At 43.1% G+C, this 24,811-nt stretch carries 16 protein-coding genes; 12 read left to right on the top strand and 4 right to left on the bottom strand.

From position 1 onward, the window contains the following. Window positions 1-310: 310 nt before the first annotated feature. Entirely contained in the window at window positions 311-12,187 is an 11,877-nt protein-coding gene (locus IPM44_04495; GenBank protein ID QQS26940.1) for a fibronectin type III domain-containing protein, read from the bottom strand. 425 nt (window positions 12,188-12,612) lie between these two features. Between IPM44_04495 and IPM44_04490 the strand changes: the two genes are divergently transcribed. From IPM44_04490 to IPM44_04465, 6 genes are all read left to right on the top strand, one after another. Next, complete coding sequence (locus IPM44_04490) at window positions 12,613-13,050, top strand: hypothetical protein (protein ID QQS26939.1); 438 nt, start codon at window positions 12,613-12,615, stop codon at window positions 13,048-13,050. A 448-nt stretch (window positions 13,051-13,498) separates the two neighbouring features. Continuing rightward, window positions 13,499-13,978 carry a hypothetical protein gene (locus IPM44_04485; protein ID QQS26938.1) on the top strand — a complete coding sequence of 160 codons (480 nt, stop codon included), beginning with the start codon at window positions 13,499-13,501 and terminating at the stop codon, window positions 13,976-13,978. Between the two features lie 9 nt (window positions 13,979-13,987). Then, window positions 13,988-15,658, top strand: coding sequence for an FAD-binding oxidoreductase (locus IPM44_04480; GenBank protein ID QQS26937.1), 1,671 nt, complete (start codon window positions 13,988-13,990; stop codon window positions 15,656-15,658). A gap of 102 nt (window positions 15,659-15,760) precedes the next feature. Continuing rightward, the gene (locus IPM44_04475; protein ID QQS26936.1) at window positions 15,761-16,144 is read left to right on the top strand and encodes a hypothetical protein; all 384 of its coding nucleotides are present in this window, start codon (window positions 15,761-15,763) and stop codon (window positions 16,142-16,144) included. Between the two features lie 176 nt (window positions 16,145-16,320). Beyond that, complete coding sequence (locus tag IPM44_04470) at window positions 16,321-17,676, top strand: hypothetical protein (GenBank protein ID QQS26935.1); 1,356 nt, start codon at window positions 16,321-16,323, stop codon at window positions 17,674-17,676. A 33-nt stretch (window positions 17,677-17,709) separates the two neighbouring features. Further along, entirely contained in the window at window positions 17,710-17,886 is a 177-nt protein-coding gene (locus IPM44_04465) for a hypothetical protein (protein ID QQS26934.1), read from the top strand. A gap of 283 nt (window positions 17,887-18,169) precedes the next feature. Here IPM44_04465 and IPM44_04460 read toward each other — a convergent pair whose 3' ends face one another. Continuing rightward, the gene (locus IPM44_04460) at window positions 18,170-18,322 is read right to left on the bottom strand and encodes a hypothetical protein (protein ID QQS26933.1); all 153 of its coding nucleotides are present in this window, start codon (window positions 18,320-18,322) and stop codon (window positions 18,170-18,172) included. A 220-nt stretch (window positions 18,323-18,542) separates the two neighbouring features. On the opposite strand from IPM44_04460, the gene IPM44_04455 reads away from it, so the two are divergent. The 3 genes from IPM44_04455 to IPM44_04445 all read left to right on the top strand — a co-directional run bounded on the left by IPM44_04455 (window position 18,543) and on the right by IPM44_04445 (window position 20,152). Further along, a complete protein-coding gene (locus tag IPM44_04455; protein QQS26932.1) occupies window positions 18,543-18,803 on the top strand; it encodes an LPXTG cell wall anchor domain-containing protein in 261 nt (86 codons plus the stop codon). Between the two features lie 162 nt (window positions 18,804-18,965). Further along, entirely contained in the window at window positions 18,966-19,607 is a 642-nt protein-coding gene (locus tag IPM44_04450) for a class F sortase (protein ID QQS26931.1), read from the top strand. Window positions 19,608-19,690: 83 nt separating this feature from the next. After that, window positions 19,691-20,152, top strand: coding sequence for a VOC family protein (locus IPM44_04445; protein ID QQS26930.1), 462 nt, complete (start codon window positions 19,691-19,693; stop codon window positions 20,150-20,152). Here IPM44_04445 and IPM44_04440 read toward each other — a convergent pair whose 3' ends face one another. After that, complete coding sequence (locus IPM44_04440; GenBank protein QQS26929.1) at window positions 20,153-20,464, bottom strand: YdeI/OmpD-associated family protein; 312 nt, start codon at window positions 20,462-20,464, stop codon at window positions 20,153-20,155. Between the two features lie 171 nt (window positions 20,465-20,635). Between IPM44_04440 and opgC the strand changes: the two genes are divergently transcribed. From opgC to IPM44_04425, 3 genes are read left to right on the top strand one after another with little or no spacing between them, the layout of a single operon-like run. Then, window positions 20,636-21,760, top strand: coding sequence for an OpgC domain-containing protein (opgC, locus tag IPM44_04435; GenBank protein ID QQS26928.1), 1,125 nt, complete (start codon window positions 20,636-20,638; stop codon window positions 21,758-21,760). A 28-nt stretch (window positions 21,761-21,788) separates the two neighbouring features. Next, window positions 21,789-23,324 carry an AAA family ATPase gene (locus IPM44_04430; protein QQS26927.1) on the top strand — a complete coding sequence of 512 codons (1,536 nt, stop codon included), beginning with the start codon at window positions 21,789-21,791 and terminating at the stop codon, window positions 23,322-23,324. A 13-nt stretch (window positions 23,325-23,337) separates the two neighbouring features. Then, entirely contained in the window at window positions 23,338-23,520 is a 183-nt protein-coding gene (locus IPM44_04425) for a hypothetical protein (GenBank protein QQS26926.1), read from the top strand. Here IPM44_04425 and IPM44_04420 read toward each other — a convergent pair. After that, the gene (locus IPM44_04420) at window positions 23,517-24,728 is read right to left on the bottom strand and encodes an amino acid permease (GenBank protein ID QQS26925.1); all 1,212 of its coding nucleotides are present in this window, start codon (window positions 24,726-24,728) and stop codon (window positions 23,517-23,519) included. The genes IPM44_04425 and IPM44_04420 overlap by 4 nt on opposite strands. Between the last annotated feature and the right edge of the window lie 83 nt (window positions 24,729-24,811).

The raw sequence follows: 24,811 nt of genomic DNA, 5'->3' as shown, positions 1-24,811 counted from the left end.
AGTCCGAGCTATACTTCAAGCTTTGGTTGGGACTACGGGAGTGAGTTTAGTGGCTTATTTGATGATGTCTATGGTGTAGCGGTAGACGGTGCAGACAATATCGCTAAAGTCAGTTGGATTAGTGCAGAGCTTACGGTTGGAGAACCCAAAACAAGATTGCAGGGGTAACACAAGCTTGAGCTAACTAATGTTGGTTATGTGTGCTTCGTGCATTATTAGTATATCTATTAGATAAAGTAGTTAAGCATTGTGTAAGAAGCTTATGGTGGGAGGTGTCACAATGACTGCGCAAGCATGACGAGATTAGCTACTACAGCTTATTGATTGGTAGTGTAACATGTACTGAAGTGCCATTTTTTGGCTTTGATTCTACTTTGATAGTACCGCCGGCTCGGTCCACTATGAGTTTATTAATATAGAGAGATAGGCCAGCACCCTCATAATCATAAGTGAGAGAGCTAGTTCCGCGCGAGAATGGCTGGAAGAGGCTCTTGGCTTTTTCTGGATCAATGCCAGCCCCGGTGTCGGCTACAAGAAGATGAGCATTATCTCCCTTTTGACTTAATGAAAGGGTGACTTTACCTCCGCTAGGCGTGAATTTTACGGCATTACCTATGAGTGAACCTATCAGTTGAGCTAGGCTATCGACTGGCAGCGCAATGGCAATATTACGATCAGTTTGAGCTTCGAAGGCTAAATCTGACTCCTCTACAAAGACTTTAATTTTTGGAATGTTTTCATCGAGCCAAGGTGTCATGATGGTTGGTGGCGTTTCGGCTGGTTGATCGGTGGCGGATTCGATGCGCTTAAGGTTTAATAGGGTGCCTTCGGCCATGCCTAGTCCACTGGCAAAATTAGGTACTTTTCCAGTGGCTATTAAGCGGTGCGCTGAGGTGCGGATGGCGTCGAGGTCTTCTTGAAGCTGGCGAGTGGTAGTTTTAATAAAATTAATTCTATCTTTATCAAGTGACCGAGTTAGGCTTAGGGTGTACTCGGCCTGTTGTGATAATCGCTTTAGGCGGACCTTGGCTCGGTAGGTAAAGATTAGGATTGCACATACAAAGATGAAGAAGCAGATTTGTATGCCCAGTATGTAAGGGTTGCCACCCATTTTACCGACTAACAAGACGGTTACATCGAAGATTATTAGCAGTATGGCAGTACTGACAATTGGTAGCCATAATCCTGGCCTGCGTAGCAACCCAACCCAACTATCTACTTTAGTGGTCTCAATAGTGTGGCTGATTGGATTAGGTGGTTCGTTGATGGAGTTAAGAATCGCCTTGGTGTCTTCAGCCATAATCCTCAGCGAGGCATCAAGGCTATTTAGCTGTGATTGCATGGTCGGCAGGGTGTTTCGAGCTAGTTCAACACTGCCTTGCATAATTTGAATTGGAGTATTTAGGTAGTGTGAGGCTATGTTTGTAAAATCGTCTCGGAGTTGTTTAGTAGTTTGATAGCGGGCTGTAATTTTTTTGAGGCGTGCTTGGGCTTGGTATTCGCGCCAGCTTTGGTATAGGTAGAAAATAGCCAATAGTAGCAACAGCAACAGTAAGCTGTTTCCAATCATAAGGGCGCTAGGAGCTAAGGCACCAATGAAGGCACTTATTTTTTTAAGTAGACTACCATCTCTGTCAGAAATTTGAGTTGTGCTTGGAGTACTGGTTGGTTTGGCGCTATGGCTACCTGATCCACCGGCATTAGGGCTGACCGTAGGCGAGTTACTTGGACTGACGGTTGAGCTAGGCGACTGAGTAGGGGTTGGGCTTGGCGTTGAGGTCGGTGATGGGGAGGGGGCTGGAGGTTGTGGCGGAGGGGGTGGCGGCGGAGGGGTTTGGGGTTCAATGCTACCAATGAAGTCAGGATAAGTATTGTAGTTGGTTTTCCAGACGCTCGTAAAATCCCAAACATTGAGAGGCGGATTAGTATGGTTATTTATAAAATAGTTGGGTTGTGTGCCATCAGTATTTACTACCTGACAGTCATTTACTGGACGAGTATCGGTAATGACATTAGTTGGCATTCCATTTTGAGTAGCAGGTGGATCAAAGCTAACTAGAAGGTATTCATTACTGCATACATTCTGGTCGACTCGATTCATATCATAATAATTATTCTCGAGAGATTCCTCCGGCGTAATAAGTAAATTGGGATCTAAATTAATGGCATTGCCAGATAGTGGCAGAGCTATTGATAGATAATCATAAAAAATACCTACGAGTGAGCCCTTATTGCCGCTACTGGGTCCTTCCACCTTGCTTGTCGTAAAGGAGTTCTTAATATATGAGTTGGCAATATAGAATGTATCGTAATCTGGAGGTAGCATTGAATAGTAATTTTGTGAATATTGGCCGATTAGCCCACCGGCAATACTACCCTTTGGCGTCATTGACCCTATGAGGTCATAGGTTGAGCTTATTTCAAAGCCAGTATAGTCCACTCCATTAGATGCCCGCACAATACCTGAAGAATATGAATTTTCAATATTTACTCCAGAGGAGCCACCAATTAATCCACCAGCAATTCCAGAGAACCCAGCCTTTATGGGTTGGCCATCTAACTCGGTATCAATATAAAAATCTTGAGCAGTTACAGCGCTGGTACTATAGGTATTTTTTATAGTGAAAAGATTATCGCTAGAGTTGACCGTAGTACCACCTAGGATATTACCTACCAGGCCACCAGCATAAGAACTATCAACATTGCCGGTTGAGAATGAACGTTCAATACTTCCTCCGCTTGCCGATACAATTAATCCAACAAGACCGCCACTTCCACCACCAAGACCAGCATATGCGCCACCAAGACTAAATGCTGGACCAGATACGCTTGCGCTACTGTGGGAATCGGCAACATTAATCTCGCCAGTGCTATTAAAACTACTGCGGAAACTACCAACCAGTCCACCAAGGGAGGCGGATCCATAGAAGTAGCGGTGTGAGTCTTGGTCTGGTAGGCCTGATTGAGTCATGATATTGCCACTTGATGAGCTGTTGATAATATTTAGAGCTATTCTGCTCTCGGCTGATCCAATTAAACCTCCTGCACTACCGGCACGTGCGCCATAATTCAGATCTCCTCCGCGAACCCCATTGAGGCTAATGTTGCTTGATGAAGTACTGTTTTCAAATCTTGATTCGTCGTAACTAGTAGCCGACCCAATCAAGCCGCCTCCCGCCATAGTCGATATAGAGCCACTAGTAGGTATATCGGCTCTCCCGTCAATGGTAATGTCACCTGAGCGAGTTACATTAGAGAAGTTTTGATATACATCACTTACACCAAGTATGCCACCGGCAAATATGGTACTAACTCCTTCAGGGGTGTAGGTGTTTACAGAATTGTTAGCACTTACTGATTCAATGTCAATAATTCTACTTCTACCTATTACGCCCCCAGCAGCATACTCGCTGCCAGTTGTGCGTGGAAGGCCCATCTGATCGGTAAGGACACTGCCATGTACGGTCACACCACTTAAAGCTGCACTTTCAGCATCACCGATTGCACCCCCACTTCCGCCACCGTTTTTAGCTATAGATGCGTGAACATTGGCCGATACCGAACCGCCATTAATTACTAAGCCTCGTTTATTTAGGTAGTCTTCAGGTATGATGTCGGAAGGATAGGTGTACCCAATATTTGATGAGGAGATGCCGACCATGCCACCAGCATAGACGGTGCTATCATCATTGTTGTACGGGACTGCAGCAATATCTCCATTGAATGTGGAATTTGAGATGCGTAGAGCTGAATAGTAACCTTGGAACCCGCTAATACCACCGACTGCAATTTTTACCTGCGTTGAGGTGTCGAGATAGTTGCCCCCCTGACAAGAGAAGTTACCTTGGGCGTTTGATGTGTTGATATCGGTACCGGCAAGAGCGATACCAATTATGCCTCCTGCTATCTGGCAGTCATTATTAATAGATGTGTTTGTGTTGACACCTTCAATTGCGAGGCCTGGTATCTCATTAGGGTCATCAATAAGTGTATAGTCGCCACGTTGCATCCCAACTGTACCACCGGCAAACTTTGCGTTTAGGTGGCCATCAGCTGAACTACTTGTGATATTTACTTTATACGGATTATTATCTTCTTTTCCGTCTATCTTCCGTAAATAGGTGAGTGTATTTTTATCAAAAACCTTAACGGTAACATAGCTCTGATAGTAATCAGCCACATATAAATTATTATCTTTGATAATTAGTTTATTAGGACTAATTACTGCACCCGCACTATATCCAGGCTCAATAAGGCCAAGCACGGTTCCCGTTGATGAATATTTAGTGACGTCATGGGTTTGACTTCTTGCGACGTAGATATTGCCATCTTCGTCTACGGATACACTATCGCTATAGGTAATCGATGGTATCGTAAGCTCTAGATTACCACTTAGGTCGTACTTGTAAATGCCGATAGAATTAAAGGCATATAGCTTTCCATCTTGACCTATTACTAATCGATTACCGTAATTTGCACCGCCCAGCTCAAAACTTCCGAGCAATATACCATTAGAATTATAGTGCCGAACATTACTATTGTATTTTGCAGAAACGAATATGTCTCCATTGGGCGCTACAGCCAGATCGTTAATCTGATCATCGATGTGGCCTGGAATCTCATCTTTAGTGTAGAATTCGGCAAGTAGTGTGCCATCGCTACCTATCTTTTGAATAGCCTTAGGAGTTCCGTTCCAGAAATAGTCAGTAGACCCAGTTAGGTATAGGTTGCCAGCATGATCAGCATATAGATGTTGTCCAGAATAATTATATTGAGAGAGTGGTGTACCGGTACCACTAAACTTTTTTATACCTAGAAAGTTAAGATTGTCATTGGAGTCCATTGTCATTTCGCCTGGGCCATAATACCCAAAATCGTTAGCTGTACCCCAAGAGGATGTGAGCTGTCCGCTAGGGTTAAATTGTAAGATTTTATTATTGGTAGAAGAGGTATTTATAGCATAAATATTGCCGAGTGAGTCAATCTCAAAGTCACTATTTGAGAAAGTTCCAAGTTTATCATCTCCACCATAAACTTCACCTATAATGCCGCCTACCGGCCCACCACTGTAAGTTTCTTTTTTGGAAGTAATATTAACGTGAGAGTTGATATTGCTTAGATTGGTATCATCAACGAATGCCTCTGAGTAACCAACTAGTCCACCACCAGCATAACCAGAGAAAACAGACCCACTGACCGTAACATCTGATATGTCTGTATCTGATCGCGCTATTCCAACAAGCGCACCAACACGGGCACCAGAATCTCCATCATCTCCATAGAGCGATAGGCTTCCACTAATGTTGCTATTATCAAGTGTGAGGTTACCGATACTGGCATGCATCGTGATACCGAACATTCCTACAGGGACTTCATCGTCATTGTTGATAAACATATTGCTTATACTATGTCCTTGGCCATCAAATGTGCCCGAGAAATAATAGTCTTCCGTTGTGACGATTGGGCTCCAGCCAGCCCCACTATTCCAATTCACGGTATCGGAACAATCTATGTCTTGGAAGAGTACAAAGTGGGGATTAATAGCGATATCATCATTGGTTATGCCATACATTGCCAATAGGTCATGTAATAATTGGCAATCACTGGCAGTTAATGCGGGTACATAGCTAATCGGCTGCGTAAATGGCCCTTGCCCAACGGCATTTACTCCAGCGACCCTAAACTCATAGGTTTGACCAAATATTATTCCATCTACAACTTCGTTAAATAGAGCATTTTGTTCGGGGGTGTTATTGTTCGAGTTTTGAAAATCCATACCATCAAATCCAAATTCAAAATCTTGATTCGTACTAGTGGATTGGCCATCGGTATAATTGCGCCAGTTTGTTTCTCCTTGAAGCTTGAACTCAATAACATAATCCGTGAAAGGCGATCCAGTAGCTGGGGAGTCCCAGCTAAGATGAGGTAGTACTAGGGGTCCAGCACCTAAAGAGGGGACAATATATTGGTAATTGGTGGCAATTAAATTGCGTGGCTCAGAGGGAAGTATATTGCTACTGGTACTAGCGGTAATTGGGCTAGTGAAGCTACTCTGGCCAGCATTGTTAATTGCGGCGACTCGAATATCATAACTAGTAGATTGAGATAATCCGGTAATGTTGGCGTTAAGACTTGTATTAATGCCATCATTGAAAGTAGTCCAATTACCACCGCTTAGTCTATATTGAATAACGTAATCAGTGATGGCTGACCCTCCGTTAGAGGCTGGTGCCTGCCATTGGACACCAATACTGGAGCTGGTTATGGTGGTGGTAGTTAGATTTTGTGGTACAGATGGGGCTGTAGGGCCAACTGGAGTTCCGCTACCCACAAAGTCAGGCGGGGAAGTGGTGTTGGTTTTCCATATATTCGTGAAGTCCCATGAGGTTAGTGGTGCATTAATAATATTATTAAAGAAGTAGTCGGGCTGGTTGTTGCTGTCATTGACTGTCGAGCAGTCATTGGCTGGGGCTGAACCTTCCATTTCTGTTTGTAGGTATAGATACACTCCCACACATTCTAGCTGGGTACTTCTAAATTGATCATAGTAGTTATTGTTGATTGTTGGGAAAGGATCATTCTGGTCTGTGGCGCCTACTATTCCAATTAGGCCTCCTGGATTAACCTCAGCTGAACCATAAAGATCGGTTGAGCCCGTAACTTCTCCCATTGCGAAAGAATTATTAATATCACCAAACGTAAAGCCAACCAATCCACCGACGCCTGAGAAAATATTATCACCAGCAACCGTAACTGCTCCAGAAGCATAAGAATTATTAATTGAGCCTTGAGCTATTTGTCCGCTTATACCCCCGGCACCAGTAAAGTAAGCTAAATCTTGAATCGCAACATTAGTATCTCCTTTTGTGTAGGTATTATTTATTTCTAGATTACCACCGCCAGTCAGGCCTCCTACCATGCTTTGCCCAACAAAGTCTGGCACATCTAGATCTATATCTATATCAGTAAAGGATTGATTTATGGTTGTTGCATCTCCACTGGAGCTCCCTATATCAGTACCACCTATAAGCCCACCGATTATATACCCTCCGGAATACGGCACATTACCCCATCCACCCCACTTAGAGATAAAGTTACCATTGCTTGATAATTTCTGAATATAGTTTGTGTCATAGTCAGATATTATCATCTGTCCACTTGAGTTAATGACAATATCGCCAATCGTTATGAAGCTACCGTCAGCTAGCCCTTGATTGGCCCATGAATTAAGATAGGTACCATCTGACAAAAATTCTTGAATGCGATATTCATTATCGACTGCATAAATGTGTCCGTTGGGTGTAATAGCTATATTGCTTATATTTTCAAATTCACCGTTGCTGGTTCCAGAAGTACCAAACTGAAGTAGGTAATTACCATTACTATCAAATTTTTGGATACGACTATTGTCTTGATCGGCAATATAGATGTTATTTGTATTGTCTATTGCAATATATAAATAGTTACCAAATTGGCCATTTCCCGAACCCATTGATCCAAATTGAGAAATATAATTGCCATTGTTGTCAAATTTTTGTACACGGCTATTGTATGAGTCGGCAACTAATATATTTCCAGAGCTGTCAACAGCCAATGAAGCTGGATAAATGAACTCACCATTCCCTGAGCCATATGCCCCCCACTGGGATAGATAACTACCTGAGCTATCATATTTTTTTATTTTATACTCATCGGTATCAGCGACAAATATGTTGCCGGTGGCATCAACTACGACATCTCTAGGTTCTGCTATTGAAGAATAGTAGTCTAGTGCATTTGGACTACCTATGGTTAGTAGGTAATTACCATTACTATCAAATTTTTGGATACGACTATTATAGGTGTCGGCAACATAGATATTATTATTAGTGTCTCGTGCAATACCAGATGGTCTATTTAGCTTACCATACCTATAAGGTTCACCGGTTGTTGTGGTGCCTGTTACGGAACTATTTTCTACAATCGATCCCATGCTAAGCATTCCAGCTAAGCCAGCATTGACTCCTGGATAGGTAGTCATATCTAAGCCTGTAAAATGAACATTTTCGATTGCCACTGCCATTCCAGCATTGACTAAGCCAGCATTTTGAGCCAAGCCGTAACTACCAGAGCCCCCAAGAGTATTTGTAGTTGTGCCTTTAAGGGTTGCATTGGAAAATGTTACATTCTCAATTGTTGAACCGGCCACAGCTGCAAAGATACCTGAGAAGGGTGCCAAGCCCTGTAAGTCTTGATAGACATTAGAAATTGTGTGACCCTGCCCATCAAAAGACCCAGTAAATGGCTGGCCATTCGTAATATCCATTATGCCAAGGAAGCCAAGTGGCTCATCTGGAGCTACTGGAACAAGTCCATCCCAAGTCCAGGTGGCGGTTTCCGAGCAGTCTATATCGTTATCAAGGATATAGTTGCCAGTAAGATCGCCAGACTGAAAAGTGTAGGGATCAATCATAATGCCTTGCAGTTCGGCGCAGTCGGTGATGTGATATGTGGATTGAGTTAGTGTTGTGGTATTTGTAGTAGCCCAGCCACCTTGTTCGCTACTGGAATTTATTGCTGCAACTCGAAAATCATAAGAGGTGTTAGTAGCTAGTCCAGAAATTGTTGCCGATGATGAGTATACGTCATTGGCTACAGTCCAAGAGCTATCCGAGGAAACTTTATATTCGACCGTATAATGATCGGCACCAACTACATCATCCCAGTTGAGGTCAACCCTATTGATTTGCGGAGTGGCATTTAGGTTTTGTGGTGTGCCAATACTTGGCCCGGGTGGTGGGTCGTCAGGAATGGGTGGACCCGATGGGTTAGTGGCTGCACTAGCTATGTCTGACCAAGCTCCAACTCCAATAGCGTTGACTGCAGCGACACGAAAGTCGTAGCTAGTATTTGTATTTAGCGAGGGGATTATACGTGTTAAGCTACTGGCCGGAACATATCCGTAGCTTGTCCAAGACCCATCACCAAGAGTGGGGCGATATTGAATAGAGTAATTTGTAATTGGTGAATTACCGTTGGAGATCGGCTCAGCCCAGCTAATTCGTATTTGACTAACTGAAACACCCTCGCCAAAGAGGCCAATTGGTTCGGATGGCGGTGTAGGGCTAATATTGGTTTGGGCCTGAGCTGTATAGCTGGTTGGTGCACTCTGGCCTATTGCATTGATAGCAGAAATTCTAAAATCATAACTTTGTGTGCCATCAAGATTCGGTACAGTCACATTGTCATTACCACCTAGAGGGGCATGTGTTAGGGTGGTCCAGTTGACGTCTGAGTTGAGCTTATATTCAACTAAGTAATCGGTAATAGTCGATCCACCGTTATCCTGCTGAACTACCCATCTTAATTTGAAGTCATTAATATTTTGCCAGTTGCCAAATAGAGTGAGCGGAGCGCCAGGAATACCTTGAGATTTTAATGTGGGGTAGGCGGCTGAGTTTTGCTGCCAGTAACCGTTAAAATCCCAATTATTAAATGGCGGATTAGTGCTGTTATCCTGGAAGTAGCTGGTTGAGTTAATCCGTGTTCCATAGGTTGCAGTCGACGAGCAACCAGTGCCATTATAGAAGCTATTGGAGACAATGGGGGGGTTAATTAATAGGTTAACATAGTAAATGAGTCCAGAGCATTTGGGGATCATACTACTTGATGTTACAGAAGAAAAACTATCGGTAATGTTTGTTTGATCGGCCATGTAAGTATCTGAATAACTACCAATCATGCCGGATCCAATAGGGCTGGATGAATATCCCATTGTACCGGTGAAGGCAACTCGCTCCAGTGTACTGTCATATTCGTTTCCAACAATGCCGCCACATGCGATGGTGTAATCATGTTGCCCGCATGTGGTGGTGCCTGATGCTACGCTGTCACGCAGCTTAACACTATGTGAATTTCCAATAATTTGCCCAGTAGGCTTATAGCCACTCATAGTACCAGGGCTAACATTACCGGAAAAGCTGAGTCGTTCTAGTGTGGTTCGGAATGGTGCAGGAATAGCAGATCCACCATACGAAAAGCTAGTTGAGGCATCATAGTTGCCAGTGGCAGTACCAATTAAGCCACCAGTAGTGAAGCCACTCGAGACATCTGCATTGGATGATATATTTTGAACGGTACTACCATTTTCATGGCCGGCAATCGTACTGGCTAGAGTAGTGCCATTCTTTGTGTTTCCAGCAACCAAAGATCCACCAGAGAATGATAGATTAACAACTATTGCACTTCCAAGAGTATCAAAGAGCCCTACAGATGAAGTAATGAGCGAACAGCAAAAATAGCCATTTGGATAGGCAGTAACACCCGCTCGCGACGACTGATTAACGTACAAGCTCTGAATTGTATAATTACGACCGTCTAGTGTACCACTAAAGCCACTAGCATATCCGGTAGGCCCAATGATCTTATAGTCTCCAATCGGAGAAAATCCTTCACCAGAATTCCAACTCGATGTACCGCTACAGTCAATATTATTACCGAGTGCGTAGTGCGCATCTAGATCATTATTAATTTCTTGCAGTTGATTGCAGGTAGTAATTATATATGGATTAGTTGGTAGGCCAGCTCCAGTTCCAGAAAAATTTGGCGCTGTTGAGGCTGTAATAGTATTTGACCAAGTGCTCTGACCAAGGGGACTAAAGGCTGCAACCCTTACTTCATAGGTGGTGTTTGGTTGTAGGCCAGTTATATGATGTACGGGACTTGGAGATCCGGTGCCTGTTTGGTAGTAACTGCTACTAGTGTTTCGATAGGCGGTGAGCCAATTAATATCGCCCTGCGCACGATATTGGACCGTGTAGCCCGTTACATAATGGGTGTTGTCGGCGGTAACAATAGTGTCGGAGTTACCATCGTTAGCTGGTGGCAGCCAAGTGACCGTGACCGATGACTGATCTTGTGCTGATTTATAAAGAGCAGTAACTTCGTCAGGGGTAGTGAATGGTGTTTGGGCTTTATGTTTTGGCGCAGCACTAGTTTGTGTGTCCCATATATTTACAAAGTCAAATATATTTAGTGGCGAGTTAGATGTATTATTAAAGAAATAATTTGGCTGACTGTTACCACTATTAACTCCAATACAACCAGCATATCCCGCTCCAGTTGAACTACATGTATTAGATCCACTTCTGCTGATATCAAAATAAATTACAGGAGAAATTGATGGATCGGCCGATCGACCAATTGCCCCACCAGCACCAGCAGTTAGAGTGGTTAAACTAAAGTTACCACCGAATGTATATGAGCCATCTTGACCAACCCAGTCTTCCACGCGACCAATTAGTCCACCAATATCTTTTTGAGTGTTCCCTAGGTTATCACTTATGCTACCGCTAGCATAAGTATTTGATAAATATCCATCTCCCATTACACCGACTAAGCCACCGGCCTGATTGCCACTGCCGGTTAGGATGGTGGTGGCATCAGCGTAGCTATTGTTTATTGTTATGATTGGGTACTCATTATGGGCCGCTAGCTTACCAACCAATCCGCCAGCTACATTGCCACTATTGATTGATCCGTGGTAGCTGGAGTTGCGTATCCCTGTATTTGGACAATAGTGATTTTGATTACTAGAGCATTGAAGTTCAAAGTAGCCCACTAGCCCACCAGCAGTATTGTCGCTAATGCCAGATCCAACAAATTGAGTTGAAGTATTTGCCGACACTGATCCGGAGTTAATCTGCACCTTTTCAATTGCTGCATTTATTGAATGGCCAACCAACCCACCGGTATTTGCCGTACCGCCCACAATAGAAAGATTAGTAATAAGAACAGAGCGCACAAATTGCCTGCTAATCGATTGGGTATCTGCGGTATTGCCGAGTTGGCCAAAGATACCCACCGGCTGAGTGGAGCTCGGCCGATTAATAGTAAGGCCGTTAATTGTGAAGTTGTAGCCCTCAAGTGAACCAATAAAGGGGCTTGAACTAGTGCCAATTGGCTCAAAGCCTGCACCCGAGTTCCAGCTTGAACTAGCGGTACAGTCGATATTGGCGACTAGGGCATAGTTAGCATCGAGGTCATCACGCATTTCCTGTAGTTGGTCACAAGTTGCTATCTCATAAGGAATAAAAATTGTTCCATCGCCAGTACCACTAAAAGCCTTACCGCCGTGACGATCATTTAGTAGTCCAGCATAAAAGAAGCTTATTACGGCAATCGCTACGGCCACAATTGCAATAAACATTTTCTCGCCTGGGTTGCGTTGAGATGTTTTTCTTCGTACCTGTATAATTCGACTAAGTTTAGCCTTAGAGCCTGACAACCGACTAAACTTATGACTAGTTAAGGGGTTCAATAGAATGTCCTTTGTTAGATAGTGTGTTCAGTAAATTATTCTGAAGGCATGTATAGCCACCAGAATATTGTAATTCTATATATCCAAATAAATACTCCATCACCTAGATTGAGAGTTTACCTTTCTAGTGTTTAAGCACAAACTTTCCTTTTATGCTTAAGCTAAGTATAGCTGATTATGGGGAGCCGCGGGAGGGATACTTAATAATTACAATTTCAAACATCTGTTCATGAGTCACAATATTGTTATATAATGCTTATGAAACTAGATTTCAGAAGTCTATTGTATTGAGTGGAATAAGGAGGATGATATATATGAATGACAATCCAGCTGGACAAGTACAGCAGAATCGTCGTAAGCAAAAAAATCTTAAAAAGATTATTGTGGTGGTCATTGCAGTAGTCTTAGTTGGGGCTGTAATTGGCGGGGTATACTATGCAGGCTTTAAGAATGGCGAGAAACAGGGCCAGGCAAATGCTAAAAAGGAGATGGCTGCAAATCCATTTGCTAATCTTGGTGATGCAAATAGGTTTTTACCAAAATACAAGACAGGGGAGATAGTTAGTATTAGTAAAGACTCAATCGTTGTTAAGACAACTGATAAGGATGAGAAGTTTACGGTTAGTGATAAGACTAAAGTTACCAGAAAAACTGAAACTTTAAGTTTATCTAACCTTAAAAAAGGTGACAAAGTTACAGTTTTCACTGCTAATGATGGTGTAGCTACTCGTATCGTATTAAAGAGTAATTAGGAAAGATAAACATATTTACCATATTCATGGTGTTGATGGTGACAACCACCATATCTGAGTCTTCGACTATCTAGAAGGGGGGTGGTAAAGATAGTGACTACGGTGATTTAAATAGTGATACTATTTTAGATAGTGCTCAACCCAATATTGGGGTTATGTCGGTCCGCTAACTAATTAAGACAGTAGAGACCGATATGTATGTAGCTGTCTGCCACGGCTAACGACATGACTTCAGAAGATAACCTGGCAGTCCAAGACTCAGCCAGGTTAGCTACAGCTACCGTTGGGACGCCTAATACTGGACTGTAGAGGTCTGATAGATTGATGTAGGCAACTATGCTATATTACTAGCATAAGTATTAATGTCTTAGAAGAGGATAATATGCCAAAAATAATCAGAAAAAGCAATGAAGATAAGACAGTTTAGTTCTGGGCTGCAGCTCGTATTATGCTGGGCCTAACTTTCTTCTGGGCTTTTCTAGACAAGCTGATGGGCCTGGGTTTCTCAACCTGCCGAGATGCCAAAACTGATGCCGTCATGATAATGTGTGAAAAAGCCTGGATTAATGGCGGCTCACCAACCGACGGTTTTCTAAAGTTTGCCACCAAAGGCCCACTAGCCGATGTTTATCAGAGTTTAGCTGGTAATCCACTAATTGATATTCTTTTTATGGCAGGACTTTGCCTAATTGGCTTGGCGTTAATTCTTGGAATTGGTATTCGTATTGCCACAATCTCTGGCGTGACACTGATGCTGATGATGTGGTCGTCAATGCTACTGCCAGAAAATAACCCATTAATAGATGAGCATATTATTTACTCAATCATTATGCTTGGGATATTGTCAGCAAATAAGCAGCAGGTTTGGGGGTTTAGAAAACAATGGGTAAGTCAAAGCATGGTAAAAAAATATCCTATTTTGGAGTAATGCTGGGTAATGAGTAGTTTAGCCGATGACCTGCGGAAGATTATCGCTGGCGATGTAGCCGATGATGATAAAACAAAGGAGCTATATAGTCATGACGCCAGTCTTTTTGAGCTTGTACCAGATGTTGTGGTGAGTCCCAAAGATAGCAACGATGTCTGTAAACTGGTAGAGTTTGTTAAGAAAAATAAAGCTAAGTACCCCAATTTATCCTTAACAGCTAGAGGTGCAGGTACTGATATGTCGGGCGGAGCTATTAACACCTCCATTATTGTTGATTTTAAAAAATACTTTACCAAGATTGAAACAATTGATGCTAAAAATAAGTTTAGCCGACTACAGCCTGGCGTAATGTATAAAGATTTTGACGAAAAGGCTAAGAAAAAAGGTGTTTTGATGCCAACTTACCCTGCCTCGCGTGATTTATGTACGGTTGGTGGCATGGTAAATAATAATGCCGGTGGAGAAAAGTCGATTGAGTTTGGTAAGGTTGAGAACTTTGTTAATAAACTTGAGTTTGTGTTTGCTGACGGCGTGAAGCGTGAGGTAAGACCCTTAACTAAAGCTGAGCTTAATAAAAAGATTAAGCAAAAAGATTTTGAAGGGAAGGTTTATAAACAGCTCTATGAGCTGATAGAAGCCAACTATGATCGAATTAAAAAGGCCAAGCCAAATGTTAGTAAGGATTCCACCGGTTATCATTTGTGGAGAGTTTGGGATAGGGAAGCAGGGATATTTGATTTAACTCAAGTAATTACCGGCGCTCAAGGTACACTTGGCTTTGTTACTGATATAGAGTTTAGGTTGACCGATGCCCGGAGTGAAGAGGGGTTGTTGGTAGTGTTTATGAAAGACACAAAAAACCTCGGAGAATTAATTAAAAAAGTAGTTGCTAAAAAACCATCTAGATTTGAGTCTTTTGATGACAATACGCTATTACTATCAATTAAATTTATGCCCAAGTTCTATAAACTACTTGGTTTGAAAAAATTTATACGATTACTAATTAGTTTAATTCCTGATGGCCTACTGTTATTAAAAGGGGTGCCACGTCTGATTTTAATGATTTCTATTAAGGGTAATAGTCCAGAAGAGGTGGAGTTAAAAATTAAAGAGCTGCATAATGAGCTTAAGGCCGATGCAAAGAAGTTTAGCATCTCCGGCTTTGAAGAGGCGCCCAGGGAAAGGCAAGGTGAAAAGTTTTGGATTATGCGTCGGTATAGTTTTCAAATTTTACGTAGTAGCGTTAAAGACAAGCATACCGCACCGTTTATTGATGACTTCATCGTACCGCCAGAACACCTGCCAGAGTTTTTGCCAAAGCTAAGAAAAATTATTTCTAAATATAAGCTATTTGCAACTGTTGCGGGGCATATGGGCGATGGTAATTTTCATATCATTCCACTGATGAATATTGAGCTCAAAACTGAGCGGGCTAAGATTATGCCAGCCATGAAAGAGGTTAATGATTTAGTGTTAAGTTATGGAGGTAGCTTAAGTGGTGAGCATAATGACGGCATGATTCGAGGCCCATTACTAGAGAGTATGTATGGCAAAGAAATGTTTAATATACTAAAAAAAGTAAAGCATATCTTTGATCCAGATAATATCTTTAACCCTCATAAAAAAACCGATGCATCTTGGTCATTCTCAGAGAAAAATATCAGAAAAAACTTTGATTAAAAATTATATCTATAATTATGGCTAGGAGTAGTATTTCTAGTATCTGGCGTATCGGCAAAGGCGACTTTTAATCAAGCCTATTCCAGGTATGTACCAAGCGCTATGCCTAGGGCTTATATTTTTTATCAAATCCCACCATTGCCAACGGCAGATGCGGAGTTGTTTAAACTGCTTAACGATAATACTCAAGGCGATCCATTTATTGCCGCAACCGAGAATAGTTTTGATGGTGCGGTTATCCAGCTTAGTACCGGGCGGGCAGCCTTAGCCCTCGGCGGTTTTGATGGCCATAATGAAATTGTCAATAAAGCCAAAGTAGAAGAGCTAATTAAACAAAACAAAGTCCGCTATTTTCTTGATTGGCAGTCGAGCGACATTGATGTAACTAGCGATATCACTAAGTGGGCTATTGAGAGGTCGCATAAATGCAATGTGAAAAGCGATTGGAGCTTATATGCCTTTGAAGGCACTAAATGTCCAAAGTAGGCTTAGAGGATTATTTACTTAATAAACACAAACCTCTATAAATCTCTCCAATGTCAAAAGCATCAAAATCAAGCACCCTCAAAAAAACACCCAACCCACTCCTCACACCCAATCTGGTTATGCTACAATACTAGAAAGAGTATAAGAGAAGAGTATTAAGAGGGTGTATAAAACAAGTGATATCACGCAATAAATTACATACTGTTAGTTCTAAATTTAATAAAAAGCTACTACTAGCCCTTACATTATCAGTCCTATCTCTAGCAGTAGTCTGGACTACTGCCATTCTAACCGAAACACATATTGCTCAAGCTGCCCCGGGTGATTGGCAATGGCAGAAGCGTAGTAATGGGATTGTGGGAGATGCCCTATATTCATTGTCTATAGCCAGCTCCACTGACGGCACTAAACTAGCTATGGCAGCAATAAATACTGGCTACATCTACACCTCCACCGACTCTGGTGCCAGCTGGACAGAGCAAACTAGTGCTGGTCAACGACTTTGGTTCTCTATCACCAGCTCAGCTGATGGCACTAAGCTAGCCGCTGTAGATGGTGATAACGGCTACATCTACACCTCCACCGACTCCGGTGCCAGCTGGACAGAACAAACTAGCTCCGGCCAGCGAGCCTGGCAATCCATCACCAGCTCGGCTGATGGCACTAAGCTAGCGGCTGTAGATGGTCTAGATAATAACGGCTACATCTACACCTCCACTGACTCTGGCGCCAGCTGGACAGAACAATCTAGTGTTGGCCAACGAAGCTGGCGGTCCATCGCCAGCTCGGCTGATGGCACTAAGCTAGCAGCTGTTGATAATAATAACGGCTACATCTACACCTCCACCGACTCTGGCGCCAGCTGGACAGAACAAACTAGTGCTGGTCAACGAAACTGGAACTCCATAACCAGCTCCACTGATAGCACTAAGCTAGCCGCTGTAGATGGTGATAACGGCTACATCTACACCTCCACTGACTCCGGTGCCAGCTGGACAGAACAAACTAGTGCTGGTCAACGAAACTGGCAATCCATCACCAGCTCGGCTGATGGCACTAAGCTCGCAGCTGTAGATAATAATAACGGCTACATCTACACCTCCACCGACTCTGGTGCCAGTTGGACCGAGCAAACTAGCTCTGGCCAACGAACCTGGGCATCCATAATCAGCTCAGCTGATGGCACTAAGCTAGCCGCTGTGGCTGCCATGGGTTCGGTCTATACTTCAACAAATTCCGGCGTTAGCTGGACTGAGCAAACAGTAATGGGTAGTAGAATGTGGTATTCGGTTACTTCAGATAGTAGTGGCACTAAGCTAGCAGCTGCATCAATCTACGGCTACATCTACACCTCCACCGACTCAGGTGCCACCTGGACCGAGCAAACTAGCTCTGGCCAACGGACCTGGGCCCCCCCGGCCGCCCCCGCGGGGGGCAGCGGGCGGGGGGCGGTAGAAAAAACGGGCCCCCCCTCCCCCCCCCCCGGCCCCGGCGCCCGCGGACAGCAAGGTGGAGAACCTGGGCATCCATAATCAGCTCCGCTGATGGCACTAAGCTAGCAGCTGTTGATAATAATAACGGCTACATCTACACCTCCACCGACTCTGGCGCCAGCTGGACAGAACAAACTAGTGCTGGTCAACGAAACTGGCAATCCATCACCAGCTCGGCTGATGGCACTAAGCTCGCGTGTTAATAACGCTACATCTACACCTCCACCCCTTAACAACACCCTAAGCTAGCAGCTGTTGATAATAATAACGGCTACATCTACACCTCCACTGACTCTGGCGCCAGCTGGACAGAACAAACTAGCGCTGGTCAACGAGGCTGGTACTCTATAGCCAGCTCGGGTGATGGCACTAAGCTAGCCGCTGTAGATAGTAATAACGGCTACATCTACACCTCCACCGATTCTGGCGCAAGCTGGACTGAGCAAACTAGTGCTGGTAGTAGGCTGTGGATTTCGGTTGCTAGCTCTAGCGCTGGAGATAAGCTAGTAGCATTAGCTCATTTTGGCAACATCTACACCGGCACCATAGAACAAGAAGTAGTTGACCCACCAGAACCTCCAACTCCTCCAACCTCCAACACCTCCAACCTCACCACTCCCTCTAGCCCTATCTCAGCCTTCTCTCTCCGCCCAGTCTCTATCTCTACTCCCACAGGTACTAACATAACCTCTAGCTCTACAGTCCCAGAATCTAGCCTAGTAACTCAAGACCCTAACAACCAATACCCACTAGGTCTAGTAAACTTTAGCTTTACTACTAACCAAAGCTCTAACCAAGTAGTCCTAACCTTCATAACTAATCTAACCCCAAACCAAGTAACACCCAAAAAATATAACCCTAGTACTAATACCTACACTAACTTACCAACTTCTGCTAATGCTGTAGTGAGTGAAACTACCATCGATGGTAAACATGCTCTAACCCTAACCTATACCATCATCGACAATGGTGAACTAGACCTTAATCCTACAGCTGGTACTATCTCTGACCCAATCGGTCTAGCAGTATCTAACTCTACCTATGACCAATTAGCAAGTACGGGGGAGAATGTTTATTCCCTCCAACTCCTAGCAGGCATACTAGCCGCACTGAGCATTGGTATCACTAGCATTGTAGTGATACGGAGTAGGAGAAGAAGAGGATAGGGTTTTAAAAAAAGGGGGAGTGAGCTAACTGTGATGTTCACTCATCTTGTGCGGTGAAAGAATGATACCCAGCATAACCCAATATAGTAGAGATGTGGTAAACTAAAATATCTATTATTCTAGGGGTCTCGAGTATGGGGCGTGAGTGTATAATAGTTATAGATGAATATTCGTAAGGTAGGCACATTGCTGGGGTCTAAAAAAATAATAGTGGGAGGGGTAGTATGCCTTATTTTGCTAGCTGGATTATTTCACTATAGATCTGAGTCATCATTTGTGGATAGTGGTGGTGTGGTTACGTATTCTACAGAAAATCCAGATGAGAAAAAGCCTACGGATAACTTTCAGTGGAAGGGTGGAGTAGAGGATCCTAAAAAGATAATTATCTCATCAATTGGAGTTGATGCTTTTATTCAAAAAGTTGGAGTAGATCAGAATAAAGAGGTAGCGGTACCGAGCAATGTGCATATGGTGGGCTGGTTTGTGGATACTGTGCGGCCTGGTCAAAAAGGCTTGAGCTTGATTGATGGACATGTTTCAGGGCGTAAAAATGATGGGGTGTTTAAGGATCTGGAAAAACTTAATGAGGGGGATCAATTTTTAGTCCAACTAGGTAATGATAGCGAAGTTAAATATAGGGTGATAGGTAAGCGTTCTGCGCCGGTAGCGGACTCGGTTAGTATTATGTTTTCACAAAACCCAAAGGTATCAAGCCAGCTTAACCTTGTAACCTGTAGCGGCAGGTATGATGAAAAGACTCGCTCCTATGATGAACGCTTGACGGTGATGGCCGAACGTATTTAATGGGCGGTTAAGCTATCCTCTTAGATATAATGACCTAACCCCTGGAGTGGTATAATTGGCGCATTATATAAAGAGAGGAAATTATGGCACAAAAAATTGTCGCAAATCTATGGTTTAACGGAAATGCCGAAGAGGCAGTAAAATTTTATACAGATACTTTTTCTGATTCAAGAATAATATCAACCGAATATTACCCCAAGGCTCAAGAGGAAGGTTTGGCAGACTTCCAGCAAGGTCTGGCTGGAAGTCTGCTTACAGCTGAATTTGAGTTAATGGGTGTGCGCTTTACAGCTATAAATGCTGGTCCAGAATTTTCATTTACCGAGGCAATTTCTTTTGCAGTGTATTGCAAAGATCAGGCTGAGATTGATTATTACTGGGGCAAATTATCATCCGTGCCGGAATCTGAGCAGTGTGGTTGGTGCAAAGATAAGTATGGGTTGAGCTGGCAAATTGTTCCAGCAAACATGGAAGAGTTAATGAAGAAACCTGGTGCATTTGCTAAGCTTATGGATATGAAAAAGATCGAGATAGCTAGCTTTTAGTTAGTGGTTTATTTTGCGCTTTGCTAGTATACCTTTAATGGATGGACTAATCTCTTTATCAGTGCGGTGAATACAGCCAATCCAACAGCACGGCCGGCGCTTGCCTTCTTGAATTTCAGCAATAGTGCGCTTAATGTGATTGGCGCGCGTCGAAGCTTGTTTGACGGATATGTTCCAGCAAATAAATTCGTTACGAGCTAAGGGAGTAAGGCTCTCCCAGGCTTTTACGGCATTTGGCACATTCAGCAGGGCTTCTTTTAGGTCGGTCGGTAGCTCGTGGACAGTGCCACCAGAGATGGTATTTGTAGTCATACTTTAATTATACAATATTTAGTTATGCTAGTAGATGAAGTGATTATGATTTAAGTTTATGCAAAAATACTGATCTAAATATATGATTTCAGGATAAATTATCATAATAGTTTAGTATTTTATAGATTTATAGCATAAATTTTTTATATTTTTTCGCTACAATTAAAAGATATGCAAAATTCTGATAAGAAATCTCGTCTGTTGCATCTCGATTTTATGCGGGGGATATTTTTGTGCGTGATTATAGTGGATCATTTGCAGAAATTTCCGGGTTTTTTTGAGCTATTTACGGGTCGAGGATTGTTGTGGGCATCAGCAGCTGAAGGGTTCTTTTTTCTTTCCGGTATTCTTTTAGGGCTGGTGCGCGGCAGACGATCTGCGTCACAGCCAATGCTGTCTGTCATGAAAAAATTATGGGGCAGGGCTACGCTATTATATATATGGAATGTTCTATTAACGCTACTGTTTACATTAATTGCATTTGTTTTTATCGATAAAGTTGGGTTAAAACCAGGCTACTCAACATCAACATCGGTTAGTTTAATTGTGCAAGAAACATTGAGCTTGCAATATGTTTATGGCTGGGCTGATTTTTTGCAATATTATGCAATTTTCTTATTTTTCAGCCCAGTTGCAATTTGGTTACTGAGAAAAAAATATTGGTGGCTAGTGCTAATTATTTCGATTGGAGTTTGGGGGTTGTGGGGTACGAGAAGTCATAATTTTTATTTAAGTTGGCAACTACTATTTTTTAGTGGAGCAGTTTTTGGGTTTTATGTTGAGCAGATCCATGCTTGGTTTAGGGGCTTGCAAAAAATTACTCAGAAGCGGGTTCGTAATGTAGTTATTGCAATGGCCGGGCTAACATTTATAGCCAGCTATATTTTTGTGATTGGGTCGATCTACATTAAAGATTATCCTAACTGGGGATGGCTTTCGATGTTACCGGCGCAAAAGATTCTCGATCTGAACACTTGGCTATCTCCGGGTTTTGATAAGCCAGGGCTAGGTGTTGGTCGTCTAATTACTTTCTATGTATGGTTTTTTGCTATGTATTTTGTAATTAAGCGATTTGCATGGTTGTATGAGAAGACCAAAGTAGGCCGAGCTATCACTGTGTTGGGGCAAAACTCTTTGTATGCTTATATTGTGCACAGTATTTTATTGTTTACTGTTGGATTGTTGTGGCCAGGTAAGTATGGGATTGTGCTTAACATATTTATTAATGTTGGTGTTATAAGCTTAATTTTTGTGCTTGTTCGGAAAAGAGTATTTTTTAACTACATTCCACGATAGTCAACTTTAATATGTATACTAGAGGTCTATGAATCAATCTTTAGCGTTAGAAATTATGCTTTCTGGTGAGAGTGTTTTATTAACCGGTGCGGCTGGGTCGGGAAAAACTTATGTATTAAATAAGTTTATCAAAACCGCCAAACGTGAAGGTAAGACAGTCGCAGTTACTGCCACGACTGGGCTAGCCGCAACGCACTTGAGCGGCACTACTATTCATGCCTGGAGTGGTATGGGTATCCATGCTGTTTTGCCGCCACGTTTTATCGATTCTTTAGCGCAGTCTCGTAAAGACCTGATAGAATCAGCCGATGTGCTAGTGATTGATGAAATTTCTATGCTACATGATTACCGGTTGGATTTGGTTGATGAGATTACCCGTCAAGTACGAGGTAGAGACGAGCCTTTTGGAGGCTTGCAGATAGTCTTGTGTGGTGATTTTTTTCAGTTGCCACCGATTAATCGCGACGGCGAGCGTGAGGGTGGATTTGTGGTGCATGCAAAATCATGGCATCAACTCAGTCCGGTGATTTGCTATCTTGATGAACAGCATCGCCAGAATGATGATAGTTTTTTGGATATATTAAACGCTATGCGGGCTGGTGATGTGCGTCGGCATCATGTTGAACGGCTTTTGGAACAGAAGGATGCTGAGTTGGGTTATGGTCAGGAGGTTACAGAGCTACACACAACCAATGTTGATGTGGATAGTTTGAATAGCCGTAAATTAGCTGAGCTGAAAAGTGAATCGCAACACTATGCTATGCAAACGACTGGTAAATCAAATTATCTCGATACTCTAAAGCGTTCGTGTTTGGCGGTTGAAGATCTGGAGCTTAAAGAAGGTGCTCTGGTGATGTGTATTCGTAATAGTCCAGATAAAAAGTATGTTAATGGATCTTTAGGGGTGGTGACAGGCTTTGAAGATGAGACGAATTATCCGCGGGTTGAACTTTTGGATGGTCGTAAAATTACCATTGAGCCGGCTACCTGGGAATTGCGGGATGGCGATAAAAAGCGCGCGTCAATTTCTCAAATACCGCTGCGTCTGGCCTGGGCAATTACAGTCCATAAGAGTCAGGGTATGACGCTTGATGCAGCGCGGATAGATTTACGCCGAGCCTTTGTTGAAGGTATGGGTTATGTGGCGCTTTCTCGGGTAAGAAGCTTGGGAACTCTGAGTTTGGTGGGTATCAATAACATGGCGATTCGCGTCAGCTCAGATGCAGTGCAAATAGATGGTGTATTACGCCAGCAGTCGCATGCCGATGAGGGGCGGTTTAGTCATTTAAAAGCTTCTGCAGCGCAAAGAGCAGTTAGTGTTGAAGAAAATAGTAAGGCTCAAAAACCGACTACGAGTTGGGGAGAGCGATTAGCGAAGATGAGAGAAGAGTATCCACGCGCATTTACTCCATGGAAACAAGCTGATGACGCAGAATTGAGGCGTATGTATGATGCTCAGATGAGTGTAGCCCAGATGAGTCAAACATTGGGCCGACAGCCCGGTGGAGTACGGGCTAGGATAAAAAAATTCTATGGCGATGATGCACTTTTAGCGCACAAGTGATACTATCAGGTGTATGAGTAAAAAATCACACGCTAAACATGAGCACGCCCAGCAGGTTCAGCGCAAGCATCACAATGAAGATACTGCTATCGAGCCAGATTTTCCACAAGAACATCGCACGCTGATGATTGTAATTTTGGTTCTCTTTACAATTATGAGTACGTTTGTGTTTGCGCTCTTCTATATTTTTGGCTAGCCATTAATAATTTCAAAAACTATTAGGCAGGCGCTACAAATCGCCCCCATTAACGGTATCCAGCGCGGAACCTTAAGTGTAGATTGTCTTTTTTGAGGGTGACCCTTAATGATGTATAGGGAGATATTAACTAGTACAAAAATACACAGCACTATTAGACTTGTGGCTCGAGCCAGCATTTCAAGTGGCATAAAAATAGCAATTATGGTGGTTGTAATGGCAATTACTAGAGTGGCGACAACAGGGGTGCGAGTGTCGGCGTGGACCTTTGCAAGCTCTTCGCGTATCCAGCCACGCTTGGCCATACCGTAGAGCATGCGTGAACCCATGATGATATGAGCTAAACCGCCATTAATGGCAGCTGATATACCAATAATAGTGATTATGAATGCGGGCGCCGTGGTGAGTCTTGAGAAAACTAAGGTCATAGGAGCTTCACTGCTTGCCAGCTCAGTTGGATTAATTGTGTTGGTAGCAATAATCGCAACAGCAATATATAAGATAGTGGCGGTCACTAGGGCGATTATTATAGCTAGTGGCATAGTGCGTTCCGGCTTTTTTACTTCCTCAGCCACGTTAACCATATCTTCAAATCCAATAAATGCATAAAATGCTAGAAAAGCGCCAGCCAACACGCCAGCCAGCCCAAACCTTGGGTCAATCGCAAAGGTTTGGGCTGGGTTTGCCAGACCAGTAACCAGGGAACTCTTACCAAACCATATGATTAAACCTAGTCCAATGAGCTCAATAAAAGTAAAAATAGTCGCCAATGTGGCCGACTCCTTCATGCCTTTGACTGCCACCAAGGTTAGAATCGTAATAACTACAATAATAAGAACTGGCTCTGGCAGGGGAACAATTAACTGTGTGTAGCCGGCAAACCCACGTGCTAACACCCCAGTTGAGACTACACCGCTGACAACCATTAAGATGCCGATTATTCGAGATAGACTAGATTTATTGAAGGCACCATGCACAAAAGCTGTGGCTCCGGCGCTAACCGGGAAACGAGCTGACAGCTCCATATATGAAAGCGCTGTCAGCCCAGCTACTATACTAGCAATAACAAAGGCTAGGGCGGTGCCATATCCAGCTTCACCGGCAACTTTACCTATTAATACATAAATTCCAGCCCCAACAATATTGCCTAGGCCATATAATGCCATGAGCCAAAGGCCAAGACTGCGTTTTAAAGTGGGGCGTGCCATAGTGTTCTATTATATAGCCTATGCTTGCAAAAACCTTGCATTATGGGGGTATAATAAAAAGGTAAATTAACTATGTAAGTTTA

It is taken from the genome of bacterium, assembly GCA_016700035.1.
GTDB lineage: Bacteria > Patescibacteriota > Saccharimonadia > CAILAD01.
This window is presented reverse-complemented; position numbering and strand designations above follow the sequence as displayed.